The sequence below is a fragment of the uncultured Sphingomonas sp. genome (assembly GCF_913778135.1).
In the GTDB taxonomy this organism is placed as follows: Bacteria; Pseudomonadota; Alphaproteobacteria; order Sphingomonadales; family Sphingomonadaceae; genus Sphingomonas.
Window position 1 is genome coordinate 1 of the sequence record NZ_CAJYVU010000063.1, and the last position, 22,258, is coordinate 22,258.

A 22,258-nucleotide genomic window follows, 5' to 3' on the forward strand; every position below is an offset into this window, starting at 1 on the left:
TCGCATCGCGCACGGCGGCGCTGGCGTCGAGCTGCGACAGCTGCTTCGACTGGTACGACCCTTGCGCACCCAGCGCGACGTCGATCGGCCCACCGGTGCGCAGACGATAGTCGGCGCCGAGCGAGCCCTTCCACTTCGGCGCGTAGGCGAGCGTGGTGCCGTTCGGGATCACGCCCGTCGTCACGCCGTTGGCGGGTACGCGGAACTGGTCGATATGCGCGTCGGTGTAGGCAAGCCCGCCCGAGAACGACAGGTCGCGCACCGGCTGGAACAAGACGTCCAGCTCACCACCGCGCGTCGAGATCTGCCCCGCATTGGTGAAGCGCGTGACGACCACGCCTTCGATCACGTCGGGGTTGTTCGCCTGGAAGTTGTAATATTTGGCATAATAGCCCGCCAGATTGATCACCAGCTTGCCGCCGAACAGCGTGTTCTTCAGTCCCACTTCGTAGCTGTCGGCCGTCTCCGGCTGGATCACGTTGGTGCCCGTGCCGGTCAGATTGTAGAAGATGTTGAACGCCGGCCCCTTATACCCGCGCGAATAGGTCGCGTAGGCAGTCGATTGCCGCACGATATCGTACTGCAAACCGACGCGGCCTGACCAATTGTCGTTGGTCGTCTTGGCGGTGAAGGGAACGCCGTTCGACGCCGGCACCGCCTGCGTCGCCGCGGTCACGGGCGACACGCCGGCGCGCACCAGTCGCAGATATTCATTGTACACGCCCTGGTCGAAATTGGGCGAGATGCCCGGCCCCGTTAGCGCGGTGCGACGGATGTGCGATACGTCCAGCTGGTCGGTGGTGTAGCGCACGCCCACGATGCCGCGCAGGCGATCGGTGAAATTGAGCGTACCCTGTCCGAAGAAGGCGAGGTTCTTGAACACCGACCCGAACACCGCAGTGCCGGTCGGGCGCGTGACGGTCAGCCCGGGTGTCGAGCACGGTACTGGTACCGTCGGGGCAGGGGTGCAAACCAGGTCGTTGCGCGTGAACGTCCGCGTCGTCTCCGCGCGCGAATAGAACGCGCCCAGCACGTAGGAGAAGAACTGGTTCGACGGGCTGGTCAGCCGCAATTCCTGCGTGATCGTGTTTGACGTCTGCGGCCCGACGTCATGCAGCTGGTTGAACGTCGTATAGGCGCGCGGCAGCCAGTCACCGTCACGGATCTCGGTGTTGTCATACTCGCGGTACGACCCGATGTAGGTGACCGTCTGCGTGCCGAGCGTCCAGTCGGCCTGACCTGACACGCCCCAGCTCTTCTCGTCGGTGTGCGTGATTAGATCCTGGTTGATCCGCCGCGTGCGGTCACCTTGCGGTGTCGGCAGCACGCCCGAGTTGATGAAGCCGTTGACCTGCGCGTTGGTGGTTGCGCTGGCGGAGGTCGGGCCGGTGCCGATCACCTCGGCGCAGCAATCGTCGTTCGACTCGCGATAATCGCCGATGATCGTGATCGTCAGGTCGGGCGTCGGATCGGCAACGACCATCCCGCGCACGCCCCAGTGATCGTAGCCGTTGACGCGGCGCCCGCCATAGGCGTTGTTACGGATGTTGCCGTCGTAATTGCCGTAGAAACCGGTCACGCGCGCGGCGATGCCGGTGGCTAGCGGCAAGTCGAGTGCGCCGCGGACGCGGTATTCGTTGCCGTTGCCGAAATAATAGCCGCCGTCGATGAAGCCGCCGAAATCCTTGCCCGGGCGCTTGGTGACGATGTTGATGACGCCCGCCGAAGTGTTCTTGCCGAACAGCGTCCCCTGCGGCCCGCGCAGCACCTCCAGCCGGTCGATGTCGATCAGATCGCTGAACGCCTCGCCCGCGCGGCTGTAGACGACGCCGTCGACGACCGTGGAGATCGACGGCTCGCCCGCGATCGAGAAGGTCGATGTACCGACGCCGCGCAGGAACAACGACTGGTTGATCGCGGTGCCCGATTTGCGGAAGTTGAGCGTGGGGACGAGGTACTGCGCGCCTTCCAGGTTGACCGCGCCCTTTGCCGCGATCGCGTCGCCCGACAGCACCGATACCGCGATCGGCACGTCCTGCAATCGCTCCGAACGCTTCTGCGCGGTGACGATGATATCACCGGGCTCGTTCGCCGCGCTCTGCGTCGCAGTGTCGCTGCCAACGTCGGCGGCGGTCGTGGCGCTGCCGGTGCCGGTCGTCGTCTCGGGCGTGCCCGTTTGCGTCTGCGCAAGTGCGGGCGCCGCCATCAGCGCCAGCCACGCGGTCCCTGAAATCAACATCGTCTTCATCGTCTCGTCCCTCCCTAAAACCTACTCTCTCGCTGGAGATTTAGGTCAACGCTGTCACTGAAAGATTGTCTTTGGTGGCTAGAAACCCAGTTCGCTCATCTCGACGACGCGGTGCTCGCGCGCGCTGATCTCGGCCGCGGTGCCGATCGCGACCGCCATCAACCCGTCGCGCGCACTGACCTCGACCGCGCCTTCGCCGCGGACTGCGGCGTTGAAGCGCTGATGCTCGTAGAAGGTCGAACCGTGGTGGCTGCCCGCGTTCAGCGCGGTCTCGTCGACGTGGACAATGCTGCGCTCGACCTGCTTCGGTTTCATGAACCCGACACGCGGCGAATAGACGATTTCGCCGTCGGGGATCAGCACGTCGAGCCGCGCCTTGTCGCCGACCGCGGTGATCTCCTCCTGGTTGGTCGCGCCGTCGGCGAACATCGACAGGTCGAGCATCGCGCGTACGCCATTGGCGAAATCGACCGTCGTGAAGCTGTTGTCGATGATGTCGGGCGTGCGGCCATCATAGGACTCGTCGAGGTGGTTCACGTCCATCGCACCCGAGCAATAAACCCGCACTGCCTCCGACTGCGTGATCAGCCGCATCAGGTCGAAGAAGTGGCAGCATTTCTCCACCATCGTGCCGCCGGTGTTCGCGCTGAAGCGGTTCCAGTCGGCGACCTTCTCCAAAAATGGGAAGCGGTGCTCGCGAATCGACAGCATCTTGAGTACGCCGACGCGTCCGGCGTGCACCTGCGCGATGAACTCAGCCGCCGGCGGCATGTAGCGATATTCCATCGCGGTCCAGAACGGCCGCGCGCTCGCCTCGGCCTGCTCGACCACCCAGCGCGCATCCGGAATCGTCGTTGCGAGCGGCTTCTCGCACAGGATCGCCAGCCCCTCGCCGAACAACGGCGTCAGCACGTCGCGGTGCGTGTAGTTCGGGCTCGCAACGATCACCGCGTCGACCAGCCCGCTCTTCGCGAGCTCGGCGGAAGAGCCGAACGCCTTCACGCCTTCGGCGCGGTCGCCCAGCGCCTTCTTCGCCCAGCCGAGCGAGCGCTCGGTCGGGTCGGCGATCGCGGTCACTACTGCGCCCGGCGTGATCGCCAGATTGTTGAGATGCTCGACCCCCATCATGCCGGTGCCGACGAGGCCGTAACGCACTTGCCCTTCCAAAGCCCTTGCTCCTCTCCACTCGCCGCCGTACGTATGACAACGATGTCTGAAATCACTCTATCACCCGAACCACGTCCTCTCGGCAAGAGCGGATTAACTGTCAGCCCGATCGCATGGGGGATGTGGCGCTTCGCCAGCGTCTCTTCCTCAGAGGGGCGCGCGCTGATCGAGGCGGCGTTCGACGCCGGCGTCACGCTGTTCGACACCGCCGACATCTACGGCTTCGACGGCAGTGGTGGGTTCGGCGACGCCGAGTCGCTGCTGGGTGAGGTGTTCGCCGAGACACCGGGCCTGCGCGACCGCATGGTGCTTGCGACCAAGGGCGGCATCACTCCGCCGGTGCCGTACAATTCGAGCACGGCGTATCTGACCAAGTCGCTCGACGATTCGCTACGCCGAATGAAGGTCGACTCGGTCGATCTCTACCAGATTCACCGGCCCGACATTCTCGCGCACCCGCAGGAGGTCGCCCGCGCGCTCGACGACATGGTGTCGTCGGGCAAGGTCCGCGCGGTCGGCGTGTCGAACTACACCGCCGATCAGACCCGCGTGCTCGCCTCGTTCCTGTCGGTCCCACTCGCCTCGCAGCAGCCAGAATATTCGCCGCTGTTCCTTGATCCGCTGACCAACGGTCTGATCGATCAGGCGATGGAGATGGACCTGGCGGTGCTCGCCTGGTCCCCGCTCGGCGGTGGGCGCATCGGCACGCCGGGAAATGCGCGCGAGCAGGAGGTGGCCGACGCACTCGACACCGTCGCGACTCGCTTCGGCGTCAGCCGCGCCGCCGCGACCTACAGCTGGATCATGGCGCACCCGGCGCGGATCATCCCCATCGTCGGCACGCAGAACACCGCGCGCATCGCCGAACTCGCCGACGCCTTCAAGGTCAGCTGGTCGCGTCAGGATTGGTACGACGTGCTCGTCGCCGCGCGCGGCGAGCGGCTGCCGTAACCGAGACAAGATAACGAACGAGAGGGGAGAGGATTGTGAGCGATTCCACGCGTGGGTCATGCGAGATTTCATGGTTCTCGGCGCTTTGCGACGACGATTACGAATTCCTGGGCGTGCCCGATCCGAAGCTCAAATCGTCCTGGGAGCATTGCCGCGACATCGTGCTCGGGGCGGAGACCGGCGGGTTCGACAACATCCTGCTCCCCTCGGGCTACGCGCTCGGCATCGACACCACCGCCTTCGCCGCCGCGATCGCGACGCTCACGCGTAATATCCACCTGCTGATGGCGGTGCGCGTCGGTGAAAGCTGGCCGCCGCAGCTCGCGCGGCAGATCGCGACGATCGACCAGATCGCGCGCGGGCGGTTGAAGATCAACATCATCTCCTCCGACCTGCCGGGCGAGAAGCTTGCCTCCGCCCCGCGCTACCAGCGCACGGTCGAGGCGATGCAGATCCTCAAGACGCTCTTGAACGGCGAGCATCTGAGCCATCAGGGCGAGTTCTGGAACCTCGACCTCGATCCCGCGGGCGTGAAGACCTTCTCCGGCAAGGCACCGCCGCTCTATTTCGGCGGCCTTTCCCCCGACGCGCGCGACGCCGCCGCGCGTGCCTGCGACGTGTACCTGATGTGGCCAGACACCAAGGAGAAGGTCGCCGAAATTATCGCCGACATGACGAAGCGCGCAGCCAGCTACGGCCGCACGCTCAAGTTCGGCTACCGCGCGCACGTCATCGTTCGCGATAGCGAGAGCGAGGCGCGCGGCTACGCCGACCGGCTGCTGTCCAAGCTCGACGCTGCGGAGGGCGCGCAGATCCGGGCCAAGTCGCTCGACGCCACCTCGATGGGTGTCGCCGCGCAGGCCGCATTGCGCGAGAACGCCTCGGACGATGGTTATGCCGAGGAGAACCTCTGGACCGGCGTCGGCCGCGCACGTTCGGGTTGCGGCGCGGCGATCGTCGGCGACCCCGATCAGGTTCTCGCCAAGCTCGCGATGTACCGCGACATGGGAATCGACGCCTTCATCCTGTCGGGCTATCCGCACGCGGCGGAGGCGGACCTGTTCGCACGGCACGTGCTGCCGCGGATCGACCACGCGCCGCTGTGACACACGGCTGGGGAGGGGACGGCAGCATGGACAAGCCATTGGTGGTCGGGATCGGCGGCACGATCGGCGGGCTGTCCTCGACCGAACGCGCGCTCCGAATAGCGCTCGACGCCGCGGGCGAGCAGCGGTTCTGCACGCAGCTGTTCGGCGGAGAGGCACTCGCGCGACTGCCGCTCTACGATCCCAAGGCGACCAGCCGCACGCCCGAGGAACAGGCGTTCGTCGCCGCCGTGCGCCGCGCCTCGGCAATCATCATCGCCAGTCCCGGCTATCACGGCAGCATTTCGGGCGTGGTCAAGAACGCGCTCGACCTGCTGGAGGAGACCGCACGTGATGCCGAACGTCCCTACCTCGCCGACGTGCCGGTCGGGTTGATCGCGACCGCCTACGGCTGGCAGGCAACCGGCTCGACGATCGCGGCGCTGCGCTCGATCGTCCACGCGCTGCGCGGCTGGCCGACGCCGTTCGCCGCCGCGATCAATAGCCAGGTGACCAAGTTCGACGACGAAGGCGGCGCGAGCGACGCCGCGGTGGTCGAGCAGCTCCGCCTCGTCGGGCGGCAGGTCGCGCGCTTCGCGCCGCTGGTGGTGCACGATGCTGCCGCGCTGGCCTGATCGGGGGCCTGATCGCCGCCCCGATCGTCGCGAAGCTTTGGCGCTGCTGGGGCTGGGCGGCGCGGGGTTGGCGACCGGCGCGGCGGCGCAGCAGGTCGACCTCGGCTTCGCAGGCGGCACGCGCCAGCTCTCGGACGACTGGCCGCAGAAAAGCAGCATGATCGTGCTGCGCGAGCGCGCGCCGCTACTCGAAACACCGCTGAGCGCGATGGACGGGGAGGTGTTCACGCCCAACGACCGCTTCTTCGTGCGCTGGCATTATCAGGACATCCCGACCATGGTCGACCCCGCGACCTTTCGCCTGCGCGTCGGCGGCGCGGTGCGACGCCCGCTCGCGCTGATGCTCGCCGACCTCGCCAGATTGCCCCGCGTCGAGATCGCGGCGGTAAACCAATGTTCGGGCAATTCGCGCGCTTTGTTCAGCCCGCGCGTGCCCGGCGCACAATGGGGCGACGGCGCGATCGGCAATGCGCTGTGGAGCGGAGTTCGCCTGCGCGACGTGCTCGACCTCGCCGGCGTCGCACCCGGCGCGGCGAACGTGCGCGTCTCCGGGCTCGACCGTCCGCCGCCCGGCGCGCCGTGGTTCGCCAAGTCGCTCAGCGTGGACCACGCACGCGACGGTGAGGTGATGATCGCGCTTGCCATGAACGGCGCGCCGCTGCCGATGCTCAACGGCTATCCGATCCGCCTGATCGTGCCCGGCTGGTACTCGACCTACTGGGTCAAGGCGCTCGACCGGATCGAGGTGCTGACGGGCGAAGACGACAATTACTGGATGGCGAAGGCGTACAAGATACCGGCCACGCCGGACGCGGGTGTGCAGCCGGGCGCGAAGGATTTCCCGACCGTCCCGATCAACCGCATGACGCCGCGCGCCTTCTTCACCAACGTCGACCGCGCGACCAAGGTGGTGGCGAACGATCCCTTCTACGTCCGCGGCCTCGCGATGGGCGGGGCGAGCGGTATCGCGCGCGTCGACCTGTCGATGGACGCAGGAAAAACGTGGCACGCAGCGCACCTCGGCCCTGACCAGGGCAAATACGGCTTTCGTTTGTGGGAGGCTACCATCGGCGGGCTACGGCCGGGCGGCTACCGCCTGTGGGCGCGCTGCACCAACGCCGACGGACAGGCGCAATCGATGGACGCGATCTGGAACCCCGGCGGCTACATGCGCAGCCAGATCGCCTCGGTCGCGGTGACGGCCGCGTGAGGGTCGCGATCCTCACCGCAACGGTGCTGCTCGCCGGCTGCTCGGCCGAGCCCGACGCGCCGCTCGCGAAGCCGACCGGCGCGTTCCAGCCGGTCAGCATCACGCTGTCCGCTGAAACCACCGCGGTGCCCGACACGCCGGCGGGCACGACACTGTCGCAGCATTGCACCGCCTGCCACTCGCCCGATTTCCTCACACGACAGCCGCCACTGACTGCCGACAAGTGGCAGGCGACCGTCACCAAGATGCGCGAAGCCTATCATGCCCCCATCAGCCCCGCAGACGAGCCCGCGATCGTCGCCGCGCTGGTGACGCTTCAGGGCACGACATCCGCGCGCTGAACGCTACCGCGCCGGCATCTCGCTCAGCGCGCCACTCGCGCGACCGTGCCGGCCATAGACCCACTCGAACAGCGGGCTCGCCATCATCGTCGTCACGATCGCCATCAGCACCAGCATCGCGAACAGCGTCGGGCCGATGATACCCTTCTGCAGCCCGATGTTGATGATGATCAGCTCCATTAACCCGCGCGAATTCATCAGCGCGCCGATGCCGAGCGCGGTGCGATTGTCCTCACCCGCCAACCGCGCCGCGAGGTAGCAGGCGCCGCCCTTCGCCAGCACCGACGCCGCCAGGATCACGACTGCAACAAGCAGCAGCGCCGGCGAACTGACCGCATCCAGCCGCGTGTTGAGCCCGGAATAGGTAAAGAACATCGGCAGCAGCAGCACCACGGTCAGCGGCTCGATCTTGGCGCGGATTTCGTCGGTCAGTCGGCCTCGCGGCATGACCACGCCCATGATGAACCCGCCGAAGATCGCGTGGATGCCGACCGCGTCCATTAGGAACGCCGACAGGCAGAAGGCGATCAGCACGACGGCAAGCAGCGGCGGCAACAATTCTCCGCTGCGCTCCACCGCGCGCGCCAGGGGCGCCAGCAACCGCGGCCCGAACAGCAGCACCAGCGCCCCCCATGCGACCCCGCCGCCGATCGCCAGGATCGCGACACCAGCGCCGCCGCCGAACGTCGCCAGCACGATCGCCAGCACGCACCACGACACCGCATCGTCGAACGCGCCAGCGGTCAGCGAGAGCGTGCCGAGCGCCGAGTCGGCCAGTCCGCGTTCGTTGATGATCCGCGCCAGCATCGGAAACGCGGTCAGTGCGATGCATGCGCCGAGGAACAGCGTCGCGTTGAACTGGCTGATCCCCGCGGCGAACAGCCCGGGCGCGCCGAGCAGCCAGGGTGTCAGCACGACCGCCACCGCGAAGGGGGCTGAGATCCCCGCGAGCGAGACGACCGAGGCACTGCGCGCCTTGGACCCGAAATGATCGAGCCTCAGCGTCGTGCCGACCAGGAACATGTACAGCCCGACACCCAGCTGCGCGCCGGCGTATAGGACGTTCTTCGTTTCCTTGGGAAAGATCGCGCCCTGCAATCCCGGCGCGATCAGTCCCAGCAGCGATGGTCCCAGCACCACACCCGCGATCATCTCGCCGACTACTTGCGGCTGCCCGAGTGCGACGCGCCCGACCCAGCCGACGACCCGACACGCGATCAGGATCACGGCCAGTTGCAGGAAAAAGTGGATTGAGTAGTCACCTGGCGCATAGCTAGCCGCGCCGTCCACCACCGCTCCATGTGCGCCCAGCACGCCGCCCAGCGTCCGCCACAAACTCTCCAGTGCGTCCGGCATCGTCGTTCCCCCTGCGTCGGCCTGAAACGATAATCGCGGCGCGGTGGCAAGGGGTGCAGCGTCGTAGGTCCAGGCGCAGGTAGTGGCTAACCTGCGTCAATCAGGCCAATTTTCCGGGGAACAGCGGTCGCGACACCGCTTTGGTCGGAGCACGAGTGACCCGCACCCTACCAACGGACACAAGCACATGGCCAGCTACCCGACCGACGTCGTTCAATCGGTGTTCGTCACTGGATTGAAGAACGCCCACGGCGTCGAGCATCAGGCGCTCGCGCTAATCGACCGCCAGCTCGACCACCTCGACCATTATCCACAGGTCGCCGATCGTCTGCGGCTGCACCGCAGCGAGACCGAGCAGCAGATCCAGCGCTTCGAGGAAATCCTTTCGAACTTCAACGAAACGCACTCGACGCTGAAGGACATCGGCCTATCGATTTCAGGCAACCTCGCTGCGATCGCGCATGTCTTCGCGCCAGACGAGATCCTGAAGAACACCTTTGCAAATTTCGCGTTCGAGAATTTCGAGGCGGCGAGCTACAAATCGCTCATCACGCTCGTGGACGCGGGCAGCTTCGCACAGGCGACGCCGCTGCTCACCACCTCACTCGACGAGGAATTGTCGATGGCCAATTGGGTCGACGTGCATAACGCCGAACTGACGCTCGCTTACGTGCAGCGTCGTGCGGCGGACGACACCGCCAGCCACTGACGCGCCGCCAGAAGCCTGCGACCATCGCGCTCGACGCCCCCGGACTGTACGGCTCCGGGGCGTCGTTGTAAGTGGGGCCACGCATCGGCGATCGCCGTTCGATCGCGTGGGCGATGCGCTAAACCGGGGGCCGTTTCCATTCGACAGATCGCCGCCTTGCCGTACCGGATCGACGCTGCCGCGGGCGGGGAGGGCGTGTGCGTGCTGCTCGTCACCTCGCGCGGTACCGGACGCTGGGTGATCCCCAAGGGCAATATCGGCCCCGGCAGCTCGCTGCCCGAGGCCGCCGCACAGGAGGCGGAGGAAGAAGCCGGCGTCTCTGGCGCACTCTGCCCGGTGCCGCTCGGTGCCTATCGCTATCGCAAGCGGCGCGGCAGCGGCGCGTCGCTGATGATCGACGTCGACGTCTTCCCGCTCGCAGTGACGCAGGAGCTGCCGACGTGGAAGGAGCAGGGCGAGCGCGAGCGGCGCTGGTTCTCGCTCGCCGAAGCTGCCGAGCGCGTCGACGAGCCCGACTTGCGCGAACTCATCCGCTCCTTCGCTCCGTCGCAGTTCCGCGTTGCAGTGCAACAATCCGGTGCTAGGGCCACCGCGAATCGGACCAACCATAAGTGGGGTACAATGTTCGCGTGGTTTCAGCGGCTGCTGCCAAAGACCGGTAATTTCTTCGAAATGTTCGAGGCGCACACCGCAACCGTTCTCGCCGGAGCGGAGGCAACCGCGCGACTGCTGGCAGGCGGGCCGTCCGCCAAGGAGCATATCCGCGAGATCGTCGAGCGCGAGCACGATGCCGATGCGATCACGCGCGACGTGCTGAAGACCGTACGTGCGACCTTCCTCACTCCCTTCGACCGCGGCGCGATCACCGCGCTGATCGGCGCGCTCGACAACACGATCGATGAAATGCAGGCGTTCGCCAACGCGGTGGACCTCTACGACGTCGACATGTTCGAGCCCGAGATGCGCGACATGGCCGCGATCATCGTCGACGCCGCGCGCGTTACCGCCGAAGCGATCCCGTTGCTGCGCGACGTGGCGCGCAACGGTGATCGCCTGCACGAACTGACCGAGCGCGTGATCCGCATCGAGGGTCATGCCGACGAGATCCACGCGGCCGGCCTAAAGCGCTCGCTGCAGAAGTACGGCGCCAGCGACACGCTGCGCTTCGTCGTGGAGCGCGAGCTCTACAAGCACCTGGAGCGCATCGTCGACGCGTTCGAGGATGTCGCCGACGAGATCGACGGCATCGTCATCGATCACGCCTGATCGTCGGCTGCGCTCACCATGCACGAACTCGCCTTTCCGCTGCTCGTCGGCCTGATCGCCGTCGCGCTCGCCTTCGACTATTTGAACGGCCTCCACGACGCCGCCAATTCGATCGCCACCGTGGTCGCGACCCGGCTCTTGTCGCCGGTAAAGGCGGTGCTGTTCGCCGCGGTCTTCAACTTCGCGGCTTACTTCCTGACGATCATGTTTCCCAGCCTCCACGCGGTGGCAGAGACGATCGGCAAGAACTTGATCGACAAGGATGTCGTCACCCCCGCGGTCATCTTCGGTGCGCTGGGCGGCGCGATGTTCTGGAACATCGTCACCTGGCTGCGCGGCATCCCCTCGTCGAGCAGCCACGCGCTCGTCGGCGGGCTGATCGGCGCGGGCGTCGCGCATGCCGGGATCGGCGGCATACAATGGGGCGGGCTCAACAAGACCGTGCTCGCGATCGTGCTGTCGCCGCTGCTCGGCATGATCCTTGCCATGCTGGTCATGCTGCTCTCCAGCTGGGCGTTCCGCCGCTCGACTTCGGTCCAGGCCGAGCGGAGCTTTCGCGCGCTCCACCTCCTGTCGTCTGCCGCCTACTCGCTTAGCCACGGGTTGAACGACGCGCAGAAGACGATGGGGATCATCACCGTGCTGCTCTACTCGACCGGGCGGCTGTCGGGTCCGTTCGAGGTGCCGCACTGGGTCGCGATCAGCTGCTACGTCGCGATCGCATTGGGCACGATGACGGGCGGGTGGAAAATCATCGAGACAATGGGCTCGCGCATCACCAAGCTGTCGCAGCACCAGGGCTTTTCCTCCTCGCTCGCGGGATCGATCGTGCTGTTCACCGCCTCCGCGCTCGGCATCCCGGTGTCGACCACGCACACGATCACCGGTGCGATCATCGGTGCCGGCACCGCGCGCCGCGCGTCCGCGGTTCGCTGGGGCGTGGCGCAGAGCGTGGTGATCGCCTGGGTCATCACCATTCCCGCGTCCGCCGCGGTCGGCGCGCTCTTCTACGGCCTGACGCGCCTGTTCTGATCGGGCTGTTCTGACTGCTTGCCCTCGACCCTTCCTCGCGACATGACACGGGGAAGGGGAGGACAGGCACATGGCCGCAGCAGTGATCGACGGGGAAGAAGCGCCGAGCCACGGCGATATCCGGCTCGTCATTTCCGCCTCCGCGCTCGGCACCGTCTTCGAGTGGTACGATTTCTTCATCTACGGCACGCTCGCCGCCTCGGGGATCATCGGCCGCGCCTTTTTTCCCGCCGGCAACGAGACGGTGCAGACCCTGCTCGCCTGGGCAGGATTCGCGGTCGGCTTCGGTTTTCGCCCGCTGGGTGCAGCGCTGTTCGGCTATCTCGGCGACCGGCTCGGGCGCAAATACACCTTTCTCGTCACCATCACGCTGATGGGCATCGCCACCGCGGGCGTCGGGCTGACCCCGTCCGCCGCCACGATCGGCTACGCCGCGCCCGCGATCGTGCTGCTGCTCCGTATCGCGCAAGGCCTCGCACTCGGCGGCGAGTATGGTGGCGCCGCGATCTACGTCGCGGAACACTCCCCGCCGGGCCGCTCGGGCTTCTACACCAGCTTCATCCAGGCGGGCGTCGTCGGCGGCTTCATCCTAAGCCTCGCCGTCATCCTCCTGTTCAAGGCGCTGGTGCCCGGCGCGGCGTGGGAGGCGTGGGGCTGGCGGCTGCCGTTCCTGTTCTCGCTGCTGCTGCTCGCCGTATCCTTGTGGATGCGGCTCAAGCTGTCGGAAAGCCCGGTCTTTCAGAAGATGCGCGCCGCGGGCGAGCGCGCGGTCAATCCGCTCAAGGAAAGCTTCACCTACCCCGGCAACATCCGCCGCATGGTCGTCGCGCTGTTCGGCATCGCCGCGGGGCTGACCGTGATCTGGTACACCGCGATGTTCACCGTGCTGTCGTTCCTGCAGACAACGATGCGCGTCGAGGAAACCACCGCGCAGCTCATCACCGGGTTCGGCGTGCTGATGGGCACCGGCTGGTTCCTACTTTTCGGCCATGTCAGCGACAAGGTCGGGCGCAAGAAGCCGATCGTGGTCGGCTACGTGCTGACACTCGCGCTGCTGTTCCCGATCTTCTGGACGATCGGCGCGGCGGCCAACCCGGAGCTCGCCCGCGCGGCAGCGGCCAACCCCGTTGTCGTCTCGGGCGCGGACTGCCGCTACAGCCCCTTCGACAAGCAACAGGCGACCGCGTGCGGCAAGCTGCTCGATACGCTGTCGAAGAAAGGCGTGCCCTACACGACGCGGAGCGCCACGCAGACGCAGGTGACGATCGGCGACACCCTGGTCGCGGACACCTCGCCCGCCGGCCTCGACGCGGCGCTCGGCGCGGCGGGATACGATCTCGCCAAGGTGCGGCCAAGTGCCGGCAATATCGCGCTGATACTCCTCGCGATCCTCGCCATGTCGATGCTGTCGGGCATCACCTACGGCCCCGTCGCGGCGCTTTTGGCCGAGATGTTCCCGCCCGCGATCCGCTACTCGTCGCTGTCGATCCCGTACCATCTCGGCACCGGCTATTTCGGCGGATTCCTGCCGTTCATCAGCCAGTACATCGTCGCGAAGACCGGGGATCCCTATTCGGGGTTGTGGTATACCTGGGGTATCACGCTGCTCGCGCTGCTCGTCACGCTGTTCGGCCTGAAGGAGACGCGCGGAGCGACCGATACGGTGGCGTGATCGCGTGCGAGGCTTTAGGGCGGCGCGGATGATCGCCCCGCGTCGACGTTCTCACCCATGACCGCTCCGCAACGCCTCTCCCTCGACGGCGCCGCGCTCGCGGCGAACTGGCGCGCGCTCTCCAACCTTAGCGGAGCCGCGGCATGTGGCGCGGCGGTCAAGGCGGACGGCTACGGCCTCGGCGCGCACGCCGTCGTCGCGCGCCTGCTCGCCGCTGGGTGCCGCGACTTCTTCGTGTCGTCGTGGAACGAGGCGCTGGCGCTCGCCGACGCCGGGCTGGCGGACGCGGGTGCGACCTTGTCGGTGCTTCACGGCGTACGCGACGCGGACATGGCGGCAGCGCGCACGCTCGCCGCGCGCCCGGTGCTCAACACGCCCGCGCAGGTGCAGCGCTGGCGCGACGCCGGTGGCGGCGCGTGCGACGTGATGGTCGACACCGGCATGAACCGCTTGGGCGTGTCGCCGGGCGACGTTGCCGACGGCTTGCTCGACCATCTCACGATCGACACGCTGATCAGCCATCTCGCCTGCGCCGACGAGGACAGCGCGATGAACGAACAGCAGCGCGCGCGTTTCGCGGCACTCGCCGGGCGAACGAGTGCGAAGCGGATGAGCCTCGCCAACTCGGCCGGGATCACGCTCGGCAGCGATTACCACTTCGATCTCACCCGCCCAGGCCTCGCGCTCTACGGCGGCGCACCCGTGGCGGCGCTCGCAGATGTGATCCAACCGGTCGTGCGGATCGAGGCGGAGGTGCTGCAGCGTCGCGCGGTGCGCGCGGGCGAGACGGTCGGCTACAATGCCACCTGGACCGCGCCGGCCGATACGCAGGTGGCGATCGTCAATCTGGGTTACGCCGACGGTTACTGGCGCGGCTTCTCCGACACCGGTCGCGCCTTCGCCGGTGACGCCGTGTTGCCGGTGATCGGGCGCGTGTCGATGGACCTCGTCGCGCTCGACGTGAGCGATGCCGACGTCGCGGAAGGCGACTGGATCGCTTTTGATCCCGATCTCCCGCGCGCGGCAAAGGCGTCGGGAATGAGCCAGTACGAACTGGTAACGGGCCTAGGGCAACGCTTCGATCGTCACTGGCACGGCTGATCCGCGGCCTTTGCTGCGCAGCACAGCGGCCGTGTTGCAGCGCGTCACGCGGTGCGATAGCCTCCGTTCCATAACGAAGAGGCGAGGCGAGGATGAAGAAGCAGCGTACCGACGGCACCGTCATCATCAAGAAATACGCCAATCGCCGGCTCTACAATACCGAGAGCTCGTCCTACATCACGCTCGACCACCTGGCGGCGATGACGCGCGCGGGTCGCGACTTCAAGGTGCTCGACGCCAAGACCGACGAGGACATCACGCACAATGTCCTGACGCAGATCATCATGGAGGAAGAGAGCCGCGGGCAGACGATGCTGCCGGTGCCGTTCCTCAGGCAACTGATCGCGCTCTACGGCGATTCGATGCAGGCGATGGTGCCGGGCTACCTCGAGGCGTCGATGGACAGCTTCCACCGCAATCAGTCCGAGTTCAAGACCGCGGTCGAGGGCGCTTTTGCCGGCTCCCCGTTCGCCGAGATCGCCAAGCGCAACATGGAAATGTTCGAGGCGGCGGCGAATGCCTTTACCTCGGCAGCCAAGCCGGCGCCGGCCACGTCGACCGCTTCAAAGGATGACGAGATCGCGGCATTGAAGGCTGAACTCGCCAAGCTTCAGGACAAGGTCGAGAAGCTGGTGCGGTAAGCGGCCGGCGTGGCCGCTCACCGCACTCTCGTTCAGCGCGGCTTGACGAAGCGCAGCGTCATGCGGTCGCTCTCGCCGATGGCTGCATATTTCGCGCGGTCGGCGTCGCCGGCGGCATAGGTCGGCGGCAGCGTCCATACGCCCTTGGGATGGTTTGTGTCGTCCCTCGGATTGGCGTTCACCTCCGACGTGCCCGCCAGCTTGAACCCGGCGTTTTCCGCCAGCCGGCGGATCGTCGACACCTTCAGGTAACCGCTCTCGCGTTCGCGCGCGGCGTCGGCCTGCTCGGGTAGCCGGTGGTCGACGATGCCGAGCGTGCCGCCGGGCTTGAGCATCGTGAACCATGCCTTGAACACGTTCGCGGCCGATTGCCCGCCCGCCATCGTCAGATTGTGGACGTTGCGGAATGTCAGCACCACGTCCTGGCTGTTCGCCGGCACGGTCGACGTGCCCGTGGCGGGGTCGACCGTCGCCACACTGCCGGTCAGCGACTTCGTCGCCAGCATCTGCCGCGCACCATCCGCCGCCTTCGCCGAGGTGACGAGCGCGGTGTAGCTGCCGCCGTTCGCGGGCACCCGCGCCAGGATCTGGCTGTACCAGCCGCCGCTCGGGTTGTACTCGACGACCTTCTTCGCCGGCGTCACACCGAAGAAGGCGAGCGTCTCGGCCGGGTGGCGGTAGCGATCGCGCGCGCGGTCGGCTTCACTGCGTGACGTGTCGGCGACGGCGCGTGCAATGGCGGGATCGACCTTGGGCGCGGTGGCGGCGTGCACCCCGACGCTGAGCGCGAGCGTCGCGGCCAGCGCGAGTGCGGGTTGGGCAAGGAATGTGGAACGGGGCATCGAACCTCCTGGGATTGATGCGTGCAGGCTGGACGAGCGATGGACGCGACACAAGTGCTGAGCGATGCAAGCGACGTGCAGGTTGGCGCGGGGATTGTCGCAATCCTCGCGCTACTACTCGTGCTGTTCGCTGCGTGGCGCGAGCGTCGTCGTGCAAGGCGCGTCGATCCTGACGCGGTCGGGCTGCTCGATTGGCGCGGCGTGCAGATGCTCGCGCTAATCCTGCTCGCGGTCGCGCTGCTGCTGGTGGCGAAGGGCTAGTAGAAGTTGGCGAGCGTCAGTCGCCGCTGTGTGCCGTCGCACAAGGTGAGTGCCACAATTCGCCCCGGCGCCCCGGCGGTCCAGCGCGCGAGCGGGCTGGTCGCGTAGGCGGGCGTGATCGCCTGTCCGTCGACGCGGCAGATCAGGTCGCCGTCGCGCCATCCCGCCGCCGCGGCGGGTCCCCCGCGCATGACGTGGAGTACTTTCAGCCGATCCCGCGCGATGCCCAGCAGAAGTCCGCTCGTCGACCTGAGCGGCGGCTGGTCCGCGCCCGGACCCGGTGACAGCAGCATCTGCCCGGCGGTGGGATCGAGCAGCACGCGGTAGTTCTGCAGGAAACCCGAACCGATCCGCCCCGCGACCCCAATCTTGTCGGAGAAGCCGCCGCTCGGCTCGACGCGCACCTCGACGTTCTTCGCGATCGTTTTGCCCACGACCAGCTGCGGCACGATCGCGACCTCGCTGACGACCGGCCCGGCGAGCCCGAACGACACGGTCGTGGTGGTGGCGCGGCTCGACATTTGCGCGGTGTTCCAGCCGGCCTTGCTCAGCGTGATCGCCGAGCCGTCGCCGGTATCGACCACCATCGGGCGCAGCTCCGCGCCGCCCAGCACGACCGAGCTCACGTACACCAGCCGCTCGGGTGCGATCGACAACGGCGATGAGGTGCCCGCGAACGGCGTTCGTCCCGAGCGCAGGAAGCGGAAGCGGCGCCCGGCATAATCGATGTCGAGCGCGTAGCCCGCGGTCAGGTCGCGGCCGACGAGCAGGTCGACCGCGGTCGCGCTTCCGGTTGCCGCGGCGGGCAGGTCGGCGACGACCAGCCGGCCGCCCTCGCGCCTGAGGCCGCCGATCGCCAGCATGCGCGTCGCGATCCAGCCGACCGGCACCGATCCGCCGATCACGTCCGCCTTGGCGTCGCCGCGCACGCGCAGATGTTGCGCCTCGGCGTAGCGCTTCGCGAGCACCGAGTAGCTGACGCCCGTATCCAGAATCGCGCTGACCGGTTTTCCTTCCAGCGCCATGACGAAACGGATCTGATTGCCCGGCGTGAACTCGAACGGGATCCAGCGTGTCTCGTGGTCGGGCGACAGCGTCTGCGCGCCGTTGTCGAAATCGGCAGTGGTAGGCGCTGCCGCCACGGGGGCGAGTGCGACGGCGAGGGCGAGAAGGATCGACACGGGCGGCGTTGTAGCGCGCCTGCGGCGCGGGTCACGCCTGTTTCGCCCAGCCTCTTACAAACACGCCTCTTACAAACAGGCCTCTTACGAACGCGCCTCTTACAGGCAGGCTTCCAGGAAGGCCTGGTCGAACCCGAACTGCTTGGCCTTGTCGATCGTATACGGACGAAGTCCCATCGCACGATATTCGCCGATGATCTTACCGTCGGCGCTCTCGTCCAGATACTCGAACTTGAACAATTCCTGCGTCACGATGACGGGGCCTTCCATCCCGATCACCTCGGTGATGTTGGTGACACGACGGCTGCCGTCGCGCAGGCGCTTGACCTGGATGATCATGTCGACACTGTCGGCGATCTGCCGGCTGATCGCCTCCTTCGGCACCTTGATGTCCGACATCATCACCATGTTCTCCATACGCGCCAGCGCTTCGCGCGGTGAGTTGGAGTGGAGCGTACACATCGATCCGTCGTGGCCGGTGTTCATCGCCGCGAGCATGTCGAAACACTCGGACCCACGAATTTCGCCCAGGATGATGCGATCCGGGCGCATACGCAGTGCGTTCTTCACGAGGTCGCGGATGCTGATCTCACCCTGGCCTTCGAGGTTGGCGGGGCGCGTTTCCAGCGGCAGCCAGTGCGGCTGCTGCAACCGAAGCTCGGCCGCGTCCTCGATCGTCAGCACGCGCTCGCCGGGATCGATCATCTTGGACAAGGCATTCAGCATCGTCGTCTTGCCCGAGCCGGTGCCGCCCGAGATGATGACGTTGAACCGGCATGCACCAGCGATCTTCAGCGCGGTCGCCATCTTCGGGCTCATGCTGCCGAACCCAGCCATCATGTCGAGCGTGATCGGCTTGGCGGAAAACTTACGGATCGAGATCGCCGTGCCCTTGAGGCTCAGCGGCGGGACGATCACGTTGACGCGGCTACCGTCCTTCAAACGCGCGTCGGCGAGCGGGGTGGTCTGGTCGACGCGACGACCAACCGAATTGCAGATGCGCTGCGCGATCTGAAACAGATGCTCCTCGTCGCGGAACTGAATCTGCGCGAGCTCCAGCTTGCCCTTGCGCTCGACGAAGGTCTGGTCGGGCCCGTTGACCATGATGTCGCTGATGTCGGCGTCCGCCAGCAGCTCCTCGAGCGGTCCGAGCCCGAGCAGCTCGTCGACCAGCACCTTCTCCAGCGCGAACTGCTCGCGCCGGTTGAGCGTCAGCCGCAGCTCGGCCAGCACCTCGCCGATGATCGGACGGAATTCTTCCGCCAGCTCGTCCTTGCCGAGCGTCGCCGCCGCTTCAGGATCGACGCGTTCGAGCAGGCGCGGCAGCACCTGCTCCTTGATGCGGTGGATCGATGCCTCGAATCCCTCGACCCGGCTGGAGCCTGCCTCGCCCGACGCCGCCTGCCGGTCGGCCAGCCGCTGCATCGCGTCGAGCTGCGAGGCGGGAACGAGCGACTCTTCCGCTGTGGGCAGCGTCAGCGTGTCGAGCGCGGGGAACTGCTCGCCCGCGGGTTCGGGCTTCTGGAACCCGCCGCCCTGCATCGGGCGCGCAACGCCGAAGCCAGGCCGCGCCGCTGCACCACCGATATTGTTACGACGCCCGAACGCGTTCATTCCACCACGATCCTTAACGGTTCTTGGAGACCGGGGTAGCGCGGCAAGGCTTGCGATTTACCTAATGCCTCGTTCAGCCTTCGCGACAGCAGTCGGCGATCATGACAGCGGGATCATCTCGCGTTCATCAACGTTTCACGCGGGTACGCGTCCCCGGTTGTCAATCGGAGGGACCGATGCTACCCGCCCGCCAACCCTTGCGAGGTGCCGTTCGCGCGCCATCCGTTCGCTCGGGGAAAAATCCTCCGGCGGCCGATTTTCTTCGACGCCGCCATTGTTAGGCAAGGAATTCGGATCGCGTGGATAGTTCCAGCGGCACACACGGTAGCAGCATCCAGGCGAGCCTGGGCGGACGCTACGCCACCGCTTTGTTCGATCTCGCGGTCGATGCGCGCACGGTCAACGAGGTCGAGCAGAGCCTGTCGCGCGTCCGCGACGCGCTCGATCAGTCGGCCGACTTCCGCGCGCTGACCTCGTCGCCGCTCGTCGCGCGCGGTGAGGCGGCGAAGGCCTTGCTCGCCACCGCCGACGAACTCGGCGTCGACCAGACGACCAAGAACTTCCTCGGCGTCCTCGCCGAGAACCGCCGCCTGGGACAGCTGCCCGCGATCATCCGCGCCTATCGTCAGCTCGCCGCGCGCCACCGCGGCGAGACGACCGCCGAGGTGACGAGCGCGCACCCGCTCTCCGACGATCAGGTCGCCGAGTTGAAGCAGCAGCTGCGCACCCGCGTCGGTCGCGAGGTGTCGGTCGACCTGTCGGTCGATCCCGACCTGCTCGGCGGCCTCGTGGTTCGCATCGGTTCCCAGATGATCGACTCGTCGATCCGTACCCGTTTGAATGCGCTCGCCAGCGCGATGAAAGGCTGAGTAATGGACATCCGCGCCGCTGAAATCTCCCGCGTCATCAAGGATCAGATCGCCAATTTCGGTACCGAGGCCCAGGTCAGCGAGACCGGCCAGGTGCTGTCGGTCGGCGACGGCATCGCGCGCATCTACGGCCTCGACAACGTCCAGGCGGGCGAGATGGTCGAATTCGCCAACGGCGTGCAGGGCATGGCGCTGAACCTCGAGGCCGACAACGTCGGCGTCGTGCTGTTCGGCTCGGACTCGGAGATCAAGGAAGGCGACACCGTTCGCCGCACCGGCACCATCGTCGACGTGCCCGTCGGCAAGGGCCTGCTCGGGCGCGTCGTCGACGGCCTCGGCAACCCGATCGACGGCAAGGGTCCGATTGTGTCGGAGCAGCGCAGCCGCGTCGAGGTCAAGGCTCCCGGCATCATCCCGCGCAAGTCGGTGCATGAGCCGGTGCAGACGGGTCTCAAGGCGATCGACGCGCTGGTTCCGGTTGGCCGTGGTCAGCGCGAGCTGATCATCGGTGACCGTCAAACCGGCAAGTCGGCGATCGCGATCGACACCTTCATCAACCAGAAGCAGGCGAACGCCGGTACCGACGAGTCGAAGAAGCTGTACTGCGTCTACGTCGCGGTCGGTCAGAAGCGTTCGACCGTCGCGCAGCTCGTCCGCACGCTGGAGGAGAATGGCGCGATGGAATATTCCATCGTCATTGCCGCGACTGCCTCGGACCCCGCGCCGCTCCAGTTCCTCGCGCCCTACACCGGCACCGCGATGGGCGAGTATTTCCGCGACAACGGCATGCACGCCGTCATCGTGTTCGACGACCTGTCGAAGCAGGCGGTCGCCTACCGCCAGATGTCGTTGCTGCTGCGCCGTCCGCCGGGCCGTGAGGCATATCCGGGCGACGTGTTCTATCTCCACTCGCGCCTGCTCGAGCGTGCGGCGAAGATGAACGAGGCGAACGGCGCCGGCTCGCTGACCGCGCTGCCGATCATCGAGACGCAGGCGGGCGACGTGTCAGCCTACATTCCGACCAACGTGATCTCGATCACCGACGGCCAGATCTTCCTCGAAACCGACCTGTTCTTCGCCGGCGTCCGCCCCGCGATCAACGTCGGCCTGTCGGTCAGCCGCGTCGGTGGCGCCGCGCAGACCAAGGCGATGAAGAAGGTGTCGGGCTCGATCAAGTTGGAGCTGGCGCAGTATCGCGAGATGGCGGCGTTCGCGCAGTTCGGCTCGGACCTCGACGCCTCGACCCAGAAGCTGCTGAACCGCGGCGCGCGGCTGACCGAGCTGCTGAAGCAGGCGCAGTTCAGCCCGATGCCGTTCGAGGAGCAGACCGTCTCGATCTACGCCGGCACCAACGGCTTCATCGACAACGTGCCGGTCGCCGACGTCAACCGCTACGAAGCGGCGATGCTCAGCTTCATGCGCTCCGACCACGCCGACGTGTTGACCGCGATCCGCGACAGCCGCGAGTTGGGCAAGGACATCGAGGCCAAGCTGAAGGACGCGCTCGCGCAGTTCGCGAAGACGTTCGCTTAACAGGCATTTAGCCCTCTCCCTGCTGGGGAGAGGGTTGGGTGAGGGGCTGGTGTCTCACCGAGACCGTCCTCTCTGCGAGGCCCTGGCCCCTCACCCCGGCCCTCTCCCCGGCGGGGAGAGGGAGAAGAAGGACCCAAATGGCAAGTCTCAAGGCCCTCAAGATCCGCATCGGCTCGGTGAAGTCGACGCAGAAGATCACCAAGGCGATGAAGATGGTCGCCGCCGCCAAGCTGCGCCGTGCGCAGGAAGCGGCGGTCGCCGGGCGCCCCTATGCCGAGCGGCTGGAGGGCGTCGTCGCCAGCCTCGCGCGGACGGTCGGCGTCGGCGCGTCGCCGCTGCTGGCGGGCACCGGCAAGGACCAGGTGCACCTGCTGGTGGTCGCCACCTCCGAGCGCGGCCTGGCGGGAGCGTTCAACACCAACATCGTCCGCGCCGCGCGCCGCAAGGCCGAGGAGCTGGAAGCGGCGGGCAAGACCGTGCGCTTCTATATCGCCGGCAAGAAGGGGCGCGTGATGAAGCGCTTCTACCCGACCGGGATCGTCGC

Annotated in this window: 21 protein-coding genes; 15 read left to right on the forward strand and 6 right to left on the reverse strand. The window is 66.8% G+C overall.

Annotated features, from left to right (window positions below):
• Both QZ847_RS06615 and QZ847_RS06620 read right to left on the reverse strand, forming a co-directional pair.
• Positions 1-2,248, reverse strand: a 2,248-nt coding sequence (locus QZ847_RS06615; protein WP_294354547.1) for a TonB-dependent receptor, incomplete at its 3' end; no start/stop codon positions are given.
• 78 nt (positions 2,249-2,326) lie between these two features.
• On the reverse strand, positions 2,327-3,403 hold the full coding sequence (locus QZ847_RS06620; RefSeq protein ID WP_294354549.1) for a Gfo/Idh/MocA family oxidoreductase: 1,077 nt from the start codon (positions 3,401-3,403) through the stop codon (positions 2,327-2,329).
• 54 nt (positions 3,404-3,457) lie between these two features.
• Between QZ847_RS06620 and QZ847_RS06625 the strand changes: the two genes are divergently transcribed.
• From QZ847_RS06625 to QZ847_RS06645, 5 genes are read left to right on the forward strand one after another with little or no spacing between them, the layout of a single operon-like run.
• Positions 3,458-4,366: an aldo/keto reductase gene (locus tag QZ847_RS06625; protein ID WP_294354552.1), complete on the forward strand. Its 909-nt coding sequence runs from the start codon at positions 3,458-3,460 to the stop codon at positions 4,364-4,366.
• Positions 4,367-4,401: 35 nt separating this feature from the next.
• Positions 4,402-5,472 carry an LLM class flavin-dependent oxidoreductase gene (locus QZ847_RS06630; protein WP_294354554.1) on the forward strand — a complete coding sequence of 357 codons (1,071 nt, stop codon included), beginning with the start codon at positions 4,402-4,404 and terminating at the stop codon, positions 5,470-5,472.
• Between the two features lie 26 nt (positions 5,473-5,498).
• Positions 5,499-6,086 carry an NADPH-dependent FMN reductase gene (locus QZ847_RS06635; protein ID WP_294354556.1) on the forward strand — a complete coding sequence of 196 codons (588 nt, stop codon included), beginning with the start codon at positions 5,499-5,501 and terminating at the stop codon, positions 6,084-6,086.
• On the forward strand, positions 6,067-7,296 hold the full coding sequence (locus QZ847_RS06640; protein WP_294354558.1) for a molybdopterin-dependent oxidoreductase: 1,230 nt from the start codon (positions 6,067-6,069) through the stop codon (positions 7,294-7,296). The genes QZ847_RS06635 and QZ847_RS06640 overlap by 20 nt, the downstream gene beginning before the upstream one ends.
• Positions 7,293-7,637 (forward strand): cytochrome C nitrite reductase, encoded by a 345-nt coding sequence (locus tag QZ847_RS06645; protein WP_294354561.1) that lies wholly within the window; start codon positions 7,293-7,295, stop codon positions 7,635-7,637. Before QZ847_RS06640 ends, QZ847_RS06645 begins: the two co-directional genes overlap by 4 nt.
• Positions 7,638-7,640: 3 nt before the next feature.
• Here the strand turns inward: QZ847_RS06645 and QZ847_RS06650 are convergent, their stop codons facing one another.
• Positions 7,641-8,993, reverse strand: a complete 1,353-nt coding sequence (locus QZ847_RS06650) for a cation:proton antiporter (protein ID WP_294354563.1) — start codon at positions 8,991-8,993, stop codon at positions 7,641-7,643.
• A gap of 187 nt (positions 8,994-9,180) precedes the next feature.
• Between QZ847_RS06650 and QZ847_RS06655 the strand changes: the two genes are divergently transcribed.
• The 6 genes from QZ847_RS06655 to phaR all read left to right on the forward strand — a co-directional run bounded on the left by QZ847_RS06655 (position 9,181) and on the right by phaR (position 15,414).
• Positions 9,181-9,702 (forward strand): ferritin-like domain-containing protein, encoded by a 522-nt coding sequence (locus QZ847_RS06655; protein WP_294354568.1) that lies wholly within the window; start codon positions 9,181-9,183, stop codon positions 9,700-9,702.
• A 156-nt stretch (positions 9,703-9,858) separates the two neighbouring features.
• Positions 9,859-10,968, forward strand: coding sequence for a DUF47 family protein (locus tag QZ847_RS06660; RefSeq protein ID WP_294354571.1), 1,110 nt, complete (start codon positions 9,859-9,861; stop codon positions 10,966-10,968).
• Positions 10,969-10,986: 18 nt separating this feature from the next.
• Complete coding sequence (locus QZ847_RS06665; RefSeq protein ID WP_294354574.1) at positions 10,987-12,000, forward strand: inorganic phosphate transporter; 1,014 nt, start codon at positions 10,987-10,989, stop codon at positions 11,998-12,000.
• A 70-nt stretch (positions 12,001-12,070) separates the two neighbouring features.
• Entirely contained in the window at positions 12,071-13,672 is a 1,602-nt protein-coding gene (locus QZ847_RS06670) for an MFS transporter (RefSeq protein WP_294354575.1), read from the forward strand.
• A 57-nt stretch (positions 13,673-13,729) separates the two neighbouring features.
• Positions 13,730-14,773: an alanine racemase gene (gene alr, locus QZ847_RS06675; protein WP_294354578.1), complete on the forward strand. Its 1,044-nt coding sequence runs from the start codon at positions 13,730-13,732 to the stop codon at positions 14,771-14,773.
• A gap of 92 nt (positions 14,774-14,865) precedes the next feature.
• Entirely contained in the window at positions 14,866-15,414 is a 549-nt protein-coding gene (gene phaR, locus QZ847_RS06680) for a polyhydroxyalkanoate synthesis repressor PhaR (protein ID WP_294190038.1), read from the forward strand.
• 32 nt (positions 15,415-15,446) lie between these two features.
• Here the strand turns inward: phaR and QZ847_RS06685 are convergent, their stop codons facing one another.
• Positions 15,447-16,256 carry a methyltransferase gene (locus tag QZ847_RS06685; RefSeq protein WP_294354581.1) on the reverse strand — a complete coding sequence of 270 codons (810 nt, stop codon included), beginning with the start codon at positions 16,254-16,256 and terminating at the stop codon, positions 15,447-15,449.
• Between the two features lie 39 nt (positions 16,257-16,295).
• Here QZ847_RS06685 and QZ847_RS06690 point away from each other — a divergent pair, with 39 nt between their 5' ends.
• Positions 16,296-16,517 carry a hypothetical protein gene (locus tag QZ847_RS06690; RefSeq protein WP_093003959.1) on the forward strand — a complete coding sequence of 74 codons (222 nt, stop codon included), beginning with the start codon at positions 16,296-16,298 and terminating at the stop codon, positions 16,515-16,517.
• On the opposite strand, the gene QZ847_RS06695 is transcribed toward QZ847_RS06690, so the two are convergent.
• Entirely contained in the window at positions 16,514-17,698 is a 1,185-nt protein-coding gene (locus tag QZ847_RS06695) for an aspartyl protease family protein (protein WP_294354585.1), read from the reverse strand. The two genes, QZ847_RS06690 and QZ847_RS06695, sit on opposite strands and share 4 nt — an antisense overlap.
• A 99-nt stretch (positions 17,699-17,797) precedes the next feature.
• Positions 17,798-19,312, reverse strand: a complete 1,515-nt coding sequence (locus QZ847_RS06700) for a CpaF family protein (RefSeq protein ID WP_294190034.1) — start codon at positions 19,310-19,312, stop codon at positions 17,798-17,800.
• A gap of 299 nt (positions 19,313-19,611) precedes the next feature.
• Between QZ847_RS06700 and QZ847_RS06705 the strand changes: the two genes are divergently transcribed.
• The 3 genes from QZ847_RS06705 to QZ847_RS06715 form a co-directional block, all read left to right on the forward strand.
• Positions 19,612-20,181 (forward strand): F0F1 ATP synthase subunit delta, encoded by a 570-nt coding sequence (locus QZ847_RS06705; RefSeq protein WP_294354588.1) that lies wholly within the window; start codon positions 19,612-19,614, stop codon positions 20,179-20,181.
• Between the two features lie 3 nt (positions 20,182-20,184).
• Complete coding sequence (gene atpA / locus QZ847_RS06710) at positions 20,185-21,714, forward strand: F0F1 ATP synthase subunit alpha (RefSeq protein WP_294354590.1); 1,530 nt, start codon at positions 20,185-20,187, stop codon at positions 21,712-21,714.
• Positions 21,715-21,851: 137 nt separating this feature from the next.
• Positions 21,852-22,258: F0F1 ATP synthase subunit gamma (locus QZ847_RS06715; RefSeq protein WP_294354592.1), on the forward strand; the 407-nt coding region annotated here is incomplete at its 3' end.